The following is a 237-nucleotide window of genomic DNA, read 5'->3' on the forward strand; positions in this document are numbered from 1 at the left end:
CGTGCGCCGCCGATTTGCCGGTGACTGCGAGCTGATGCTGAACTTGGATCGTCACGTAGTCGGGCACGCCGTCTCGCCAAAGGCGAGAGCCATGCTCTCCCGCCGTCTTGCATTCCAAAATCTGTACGTCAGGCACGCCGACAATCTCGCGATCGATATTCGCCAGCATCCACGGGATCGAGGGATGACGGAGTACTGCGTTGACGCGCCGAACACGATTGCCCGTCTGCTTCGTGT

The 237-nt window shown here is 60.3% G+C and carries 1 protein-coding gene; it reads right to left on the reverse strand.

Annotated features, from left to right (window positions below; genetic code table 11):
• The coding region (locus tag R0J88_RS23385; RefSeq protein ID WP_410901372.1) for a lambda-exonuclease family protein at nt 1-237 on the reverse strand (237 nt) is incomplete at both ends.

Origin of the sequence: Pseudoalteromonas sp. SIMBA_162 (assembly GCF_046535955.1) — a bacterium.
Taxonomy (GTDB): Bacteria; Pseudomonadota; Gammaproteobacteria; order Enterobacterales; family Alteromonadaceae; genus Pseudoalteromonas; species Pseudoalteromonas marina.